The sequence below is a fragment of the Acinetobacter sp. AKBS16 genome (assembly GCF_002899995.1).
In the GTDB taxonomy this organism is placed as follows: Bacteria; Pseudomonadota; Gammaproteobacteria; order Pseudomonadales; family Moraxellaceae; genus Acinetobacter; species Acinetobacter baumannii.
The window spans coordinates 83,184-90,089 of the sequence record NZ_POYH01000080.1; the positions used below are offsets into that span (position 1 = coordinate 83,184).

A 6,906-nucleotide genomic window follows, 5' to 3' on the forward strand; every position below is an offset into this window, starting at 1 on the left:
TACAGAAGCCACATCTTATCTAAATGAACATTTAGCGGAAACAGCATCTGTACCACCTGAATTATTGCTAGGCCTTTCTAATGATATGCCGTTGCAAGCAGTTGAAATTGCGACTAGTGATTGGTTTGCTAAAAGACAGTCTTTTTTAGAAGATTGGACTAAAGTTGTAAATCAAAAAAATATGCCTTTATTTTATTCGGCTAAATGGCAAAAAGAACTCAACTTTAGTGATTTTATGATGCTTCTTGAATACTTGTTAGGGGATTTAATTTGTGTCAAGCTCAATCAACCACAGAAAAATATTGATTTACAGTTCGATCAATTAGCGCAAAACTATAATTTAGAAAGCTTATTCAGTCTTTATGAGGAATTACAGCAATCTAAAAGATTAGTTGAACAGAATGTACAAACACAACTCATCATAGATCAACTTTTTATAAAATTAATGAACGTTTAAGGGGAACACTAATGCAACCACAAATGGGTGGAATTATTCAGGTCAATATTCCAGATAGAGCAACATTGCAAGCAAGTTATATGGGATATGTACAAGGTGGGGGCTTGTTTGTACCATCGAAGCAAAAAGTGAAGATGGGTCAGGAAATTTTTATTTTAGCTACGTTACCAGAACAATCACAAAAAATTCCTTTAACTGGTAAAGTAGTTTGGATTTCACATAAGCAAAGTGGATTTAAACCGCAAGGTTTCGCAATTCAATTGAGTGGTGATAAAGGAATTTACTATAAAGCTGAAGCTGAGCGGATTTTAGCTGGTAGTATGTCTTTAGATCGCCCAAGTTATACCATGTAAGCAGATAGGAAAGAACAGTGTTTGTTGATACCCATTGCCATTTAACAATGTTAGATTTAACGCCTTATAACGGTGATTTAGATCTAGCACTTGCTGCTGCGCGAGCAGAAGGTGTTTCTAAGTTTATGGCAATTTCAGTTGACCTTGATGATTATATTGCTTTAGCTGAAATCGCAAAGCGTCATGAAGATGTGGGGTATACGGTAGGCGTACATCCGTGTGAGGATGTTGATACTATGGCTCGAGCAACGACTGAGTATTTGACTGAATTGGCTCAATCAGAAAAGGTGTGGGCTTTAGGTGAAACAGGTTTAGACTATTACCACAGCACTGACTTTATTAATGAGCAAAAAGATTGTTTTGCTCGCCATATTCAAGCCTCTAAAAATGTTAAAAAACCAGTAGTTGTTCATACACGTTCAGCAAAACATGATACGGTGGATATTATTCGAGCTGAACAATCTACACATGGTATTTTGCACTGTTTTACTGAGGACTGGGAAACAGCAAAAGCTGTATTGGACTGTGGTTACTATATTTCCTTTTCAGGAATTGTTTCATTTAAAAATGCTCAAGATCTACGAGATGTAGCCAAGCAAGTTCCTTTAGATCGGCTTTTGATTGAGACAGATAGCCCTTATTTGGCTCCCGTACCATATCGTGGTAAAACGAATGAACCAAAATATGTACCTTATGTAGCGAAAGCACTAAGTGAGGTATATGATAAGCCAGTTGAGGAAATTGCAAGAATCACCTCGCAGAATTTTGAAAATTTACTTAAAGCGATTTAACTTATAGAAACTATATAAAGAGAGTAATTGCGTGAAGATGGACCGTCAAGCTCAGTTCCGAGCAAGAGAAGCATTAATATTTCAAGTTGCGGAACAGTTGTTGTTAGAAAATGGCGAAGCCGGAATGACACTTGATGTGCTGGCTGCTGAGCTTGATTTGGCAAAAGGTACTTTGTACAAGCACTTTCAAAGTAAAGATGAATTGTACATGCTATTAATTATTCGTAATGAGCGCATGTTACTGGAAATGGTTCAAGATACTGAAAAGGCTTTTCCAGAACATTTAGCTTTCTTTATGTTGCATCATTTGCACCATCCGGAAAGAACAGTGCTGTTTCACCAAATTGAAGAAAAGCTTTCAATTACTGCCCAAGGTGTGCACCATCTTTTTAATGAACTCTACCAAGTGAGAAAGCAACGCTTACGTATTATTATTCGTATGACTGATCACTATTTAGAGTCAATCCAGAGTCATATGACTACACGAGATTACTTGGCTTCAATTTGGTCACTCACTCATGGAGCTGCTGCAATTCTGAATTCAAGCTTTTATCAACGTTATTTGGGTTCAAGAGATACTTTACGAGTAGCCTGTATTGACCAGGCATTAGCCTTACCCAAACAAGCAGTTGAGCAGTATGCTTAATAGGTCGATATGAAATCGAATCTACCATTTCAATCACAAAAAGGCTTTACCCTCATAGAAGTGATGGTAGTCATTGTGATTATGACAATTATGACTTCTCTGGTTGTATTGAATATAGGTGGCGTCGACCAAAAAAAAGCAATGCAGGCGAGAGAGTTATTTTTACTCGATTTACAGAAAATTAATAAAGAATCGCTCGATCAATCACGTGTATTGGCTTTAGAAACTCATGGTGAGACAGATGTCTCACCATTTTCTTATGAACTTTATGAATATCACGATCAAAGCACTTTACAAGTACAAGATATAAAAAACCGTTGGCAGAAATATACTGAGTTTAAAACACGGCAACTTCCTGCCCATGTTTCTTTTTCAGTACAACCCTTGGATGACCAGAATTATTCTAAAGCTAAAAATACAGATTTAATTGGAGGACAAACGCCTCAACTCATCTGGTTTGGCAATGGAGAAGCTAAAACCGTTAAAATACAATTTTATTTAGAACAAAAACCGATTGGTTCGGAAATACAAATAGATCACTTGGGTAAAATAAATGAAATCTAAAGGCTTTACCCTCTTAGAAGTTATGGTTGCTTTGGCAATCTTTGCAGTTGCAGCTGTCGCTTTAACTAAAGTTGCAATGCAGTACACTCAGTCTACTTCAAATGCAATTTTGCGAACCAAAGCTCAATTTGTAGCAATGAATGAAGTTGCTATGATGGAGATTAATCAAGAATGGTTGCAAGGAACCCAGAGTAAGCAAGTAACTTCCCAAGGTGAAACTTGGCAAATTGATAAGTCAGCTCAATCTACTATTAGCCCGAATGTTCAAAAAATTGATTTACAAGTGAGTTTGTATGATCCGGATAAGGGAAAAGTACAAAATGGCATTACACATATGGTCTTTTTTAATTATCCAGTGAAAGCAAAATAATGATAAAAAATAAATATATTCACATCCGCAGCTTTGCTTCTCGCCTTGCAGCACGATCGAGCAGTGCTCGATTAACTCGCGCCTCAGGATTTACTTTGGTTGAATTGTTAGTCGCGATCGCTATCTTTGCGGTTTTATCTTTATTGGGGTGGAAAATTTTCGATTACTTGCTCAAAGTTCGTGATCGTAATGCCGAACATGAAGTGCATTTATTTGAATTACAAGATGCTTATCAACAAATTCTTCGTGATACTTTGCAGATTATCCCTTTATCCGCAAACCAAGGTGGGCAACTTCATCCAGCTTTAGAAATCGATAATCAAATTTTACGCTTTAGTAAAGCTGGGGTAACAGATCCTTTAAAACAAGGCTTATCACCATTTGAACGAATTGAATATCGTTATGATGCAGATCAAAAAAAACTATATCGTCTTAAATATACAAATTTAAATACTTCGAACAGAGAGCAACCTTTATCGAGTACTTTGTTAAGTCAAGTCGACCAATATCAGATTATGGTTTTGACTCCGCAAGAAGTCACAAAATGGCCCGAGGTTAATATTGATCCAACGAAACCTAATGAGTTAAAAAAATTACCGAAAGGGATAAAAATCCAACTTACAGTCGCTGGTGTAAATTATGAGTGGATTTATAGCTTAAATCAGGGTGACTTATCGCTTTCACAGGAAGGTAATTCATAATGGCCGTTAGTTACAAACACCAACAGGGTGTCGCTTTACTGACAATACTTATTATGGTTGCCTTGGCTACAATTTTAGCGGCTTCTATTGCCAAGCATCAAAATAATACTATGGAAAATACAGCCTACTTAATGCGCCAAAATCAATCTTTGCTTTATGCAAAAAGTGCAGAAGCCTTTTTTTCAGAATTATTAATTCAAGATACAAATAATGCAGGTGGAGTAGATCATTTAAAAGAGACATGGGCACAACCTATGCCTCCGTTTCCTATTGAAGATGGTTTGGTATCCGGACGTTTGCTTGATGAGTCTGGTAAATTTAATTTAAATAATCTAACTAATGGGGAAGGCATTGTAAATGAAGATGCTAAAAGTTGGTTTGAACGTTTATTGGTACGTGTGGGATTACCAGCCGAATTAAGCCAAGCTGTGATTGATTGGCAAGATCCAAATGATGAGCCAACTGGGCCAATGGGGGCAGAAAGTAGTTATTATGAAGGTTTGGATCCAGGTTACATGGCTGCGAATACTAAATTCCACCGTATTGAAGAGTTAAAGCTAGTGAGAGGCTTTGATGGAAAAAAATTTGATCTAATCGCTCCATATATTTCTGCTTTACCAGAAAATTCGAAGTTAAATATTAATACTGCTTCGCCATTGGTTTTAGCAAGTATGGATGAAAAATTAGATATAGGGGCTATCGAAAAAGAATTGCAAACACGCCAACAAAATTTAAAGTTCTTCCAAAATGTAGATGAATTATGGCAATTGAATGCTTTTTCAGCGGTTGATAGTCAAAAGAAAAATCAAGTAAATAGCCTTATTGATGTTAAATCCAGCTTCTTTCAAGCTCAGATTGAAGTTGTTTTAAATAATAGGAAGCGACAGTTTACTAGTGCTTTAATGAGAAAAGATAAGCAAGTATATGTTTATTCAAGAAGCATGGCTCCATTTAACTAAATAAATTTATTGATATTTTTTCTGAGTCTGTAATACTTGAAACTTATTAATAAAAGGGATGAGGTCATACTTCTGTATAGACAGTATTTAAAGTAAAAATCAATATCTTCAAAATTTCTTCACATCTCTTATCATACTTTTTGCTAATTGTTTCTATTTGAAAAGTGGTGCGAAGTTTTTATCTTTTGCTTTATAATAATGTTCTTAGAAGGAATGATCGATTTGGCACATGTTAATTCGTAAGTTATTTAAGTTTGAAAATGCACACGTTGTACGTAACTGTACATCGGATCGTTGTAAGCGATCCATTCATGGGCATAGTTATAAAGTCGAGTTATTACTTAAAGCTTCGAAATTAGATCATGGACAAATGGTATATGATTTTGGGCTGTTAAAAGGCGTAATTAAGGACCTTTTCGATAGCTTTGATCATGCGATTTGTTTCTGGGAAAAAGATGATCCTCAATATATTGATGCTTGTAAGACTTTTAGCGCGCGTTGGATCTCTTTACCAGTTTCGCCATCTGCTGAGCAATTTTCTCGAATCTTCTTCTATTTAGCTCAGCAAGTATTACAATCTACTGTTACCCAAAATGGGGAAGGTGATGTTGAAGTCTATTCAGTGATTGTTCATGAAACCGATACAGGTTATGCCCAAAGTTTTCTTGAAGATATTCAAAATGAACAAATGGGGCTGTTAAACCTTGAGGGAATTATTTTTTCAGAACAAGTCCAATCCGAATGGGCTGATCCAAATATGTATGAAAATTTAAAACAAGGGATTAAGTTTCATAATCCGCATGTTAACTTACAAGTAGAAGTGTAAGTTAACTTCCTTTTGTTTGTAGAAATGAAAATTGATCTAGGATGACATTAATGCAATTAACTGAGCAACAGCAAGACAAACTCAGTAAAGTTCAATTAGAAGAAAGCTGGAAAAGATCATTAACTCCATTTTTACTGAGTCCTTATATGGATAGTTTAAGAGACTTTTTGTTTCAACAAAAACAGGCTCAAAAAACCATATATCCACCAAGTAAACAAATATTTAATGCTTTAAATATTACGCCGTTAGATCATGTGAAAGTCGTTATATTAGGGCAAGATCCATATCATGGTCCAAATCAGGCAAATGGCTTAAGTTTCTCGGTTCAAAGAGGGGTTGCATTACCACCATCTTTACGTAATATTTTTCATGAACTACATACAGATTTAGGGGTGCCGGTTTCTCGTCATGGTGATTTAACCAAATGGGCTGAGCAAGGCGTACTTTTATTAAACAGTGTACTTACTGTAGAAGCAGGGCAACCCACATCACATCAAAAACAAGGTTGGGAAGAGTTTACTGACGCAGTAATTGATGTTTTAAATGAACAACGTGAACACATTGTTTTTATTTTATGGGGTGCTTATGCACAACGTAAAGGACAACGTATAAATAGAGAAAAACACTTGGTTTTAACTGCTGCACATCCATCGCCACTTGCGGCTAATCGTGGTGGTTTCTTTGGATGTAAAGTGTTTTCCAAAACAAATCAATATTTGAAACAACATGGCATTGAGCCCATAGACTGGCAATTGGACGCATGATGAACTCTCCCAATGTAAATAGCTATCATCTGGATTTGGTAGTTGAAGAAGCGAAAAATGGTTGGCGTATTGTACGTTTGAATCGACCTAAATCATTACACGCTTTAGATGAATCAATCGTAACGGCTCTATTACGAGTATTTGAAGACTTCCGTGATGATGAGCAAGTAAAAGCAATTTGGTTGGACTCGACTACACCAAAAGCATTTTGTGCGGGTGGAGATGTACGCAAATTACGTCAGCTGGTAATTAATCAGGAAGTAGAAACCGCAAATAAATTTTTCCAGCAAGAATATGCTTTGGATTTATTGTTACATAACTATGCTAAACCGGTTGTTGTTTGGGGCGAAGGATATGTAATGGGTGGTGGTTTAGGCTTGTTTATGGCTGCACCTTTCCGTTTGGTTACACCATATTCACGTTTGGCTATGCCTGAAATTAATATTGGTTTATACCCTGATGTTGGAGCAAGCCG

At 36.3% G+C, this 6,906-nt stretch carries 10 protein-coding genes and 1 pseudogene; all 11 read left to right on the forward strand.

Features of this window, described 5'->3' with window-relative positions:
* Window positions 1-457 (forward strand): annotated as a pseudogene (locus C1642_RS19520) (DNA polymerase III subunit delta'); the annotation flags it as partial.
* Between the two features lie 11 nt (window positions 458-468).
* Window positions 469-810, forward strand: a complete 342-nt coding sequence (locus C1642_RS14295; RefSeq protein ID WP_001183024.1) for a PilZ domain-containing protein — start codon at window positions 469-471, stop codon at window positions 808-810.
* 17 nt (window positions 811-827) lie between these two features.
* Window positions 828-1,601 carry a TatD family hydrolase gene (locus C1642_RS14300; RefSeq protein ID WP_000497302.1) on the forward strand — a complete coding sequence of 258 codons (774 nt, stop codon included), beginning with the start codon at window positions 828-830 and terminating at the stop codon, window positions 1,599-1,601.
* A gap of 37 nt (window positions 1,602-1,638) precedes the next feature.
* Complete coding sequence (locus tag C1642_RS14305; protein ID WP_103236481.1) at window positions 1,639-2,247, forward strand: TetR/AcrR family transcriptional regulator; 609 nt, start codon at window positions 1,639-1,641, stop codon at window positions 2,245-2,247.
* A 9-nt stretch (window positions 2,248-2,256) separates the two neighbouring features.
* Window positions 2,257-2,811 (forward strand): type II secretion system protein, encoded by a 555-nt coding sequence (locus C1642_RS14310; protein ID WP_000841373.1) that lies wholly within the window; start codon window positions 2,257-2,259, stop codon window positions 2,809-2,811.
* Window positions 2,801-3,181: a type II secretion system minor pseudopilin GspI gene (gspI, locus tag C1642_RS14315; protein ID WP_000836911.1), complete on the forward strand. Its 381-nt coding sequence runs from the start codon at window positions 2,801-2,803 to the stop codon at window positions 3,179-3,181. The genes C1642_RS14310 and gspI overlap by 11 nt, the downstream gene beginning before the upstream one ends.
* Entirely contained in the window at window positions 3,181-3,882 is a 702-nt protein-coding gene (gene gspJ, locus C1642_RS14320) for a type II secretion system minor pseudopilin GspJ (RefSeq protein WP_004747380.1), read from the forward strand. The genes gspI and gspJ overlap by 1 nt, the downstream gene beginning before the upstream one ends.
* On the forward strand, window positions 3,882-4,841 hold the full coding sequence (gene gspK / locus C1642_RS14325; protein ID WP_103236482.1) for a type II secretion system minor pseudopilin GspK: 960 nt from the start codon (window positions 3,882-3,884) through the stop codon (window positions 4,839-4,841). Before gspJ ends, gspK begins: the two co-directional genes overlap by 1 nt.
* A gap of 229 nt (window positions 4,842-5,070) precedes the next feature.
* Entirely contained in the window at window positions 5,071-5,667 is a 597-nt protein-coding gene (locus C1642_RS14330; protein WP_000908453.1) for a 6-pyruvoyl trahydropterin synthase family protein, read from the forward strand.
* Between the two features lie 50 nt (window positions 5,668-5,717).
* Window positions 5,718-6,431 carry a uracil-DNA glycosylase gene (gene ung / locus C1642_RS14335; protein ID WP_001177528.1) on the forward strand — a complete coding sequence of 238 codons (714 nt, stop codon included), beginning with the start codon at window positions 5,718-5,720 and terminating at the stop codon, window positions 6,429-6,431.
* The coding region (locus C1642_RS19525; RefSeq protein WP_228153900.1) for an enoyl-CoA hydratase/isomerase family protein at window positions 6,428-6,906 on the forward strand (479 nt) is incomplete at its 3' end. The genes ung and C1642_RS19525, both read left to right, overlap by 4 nt.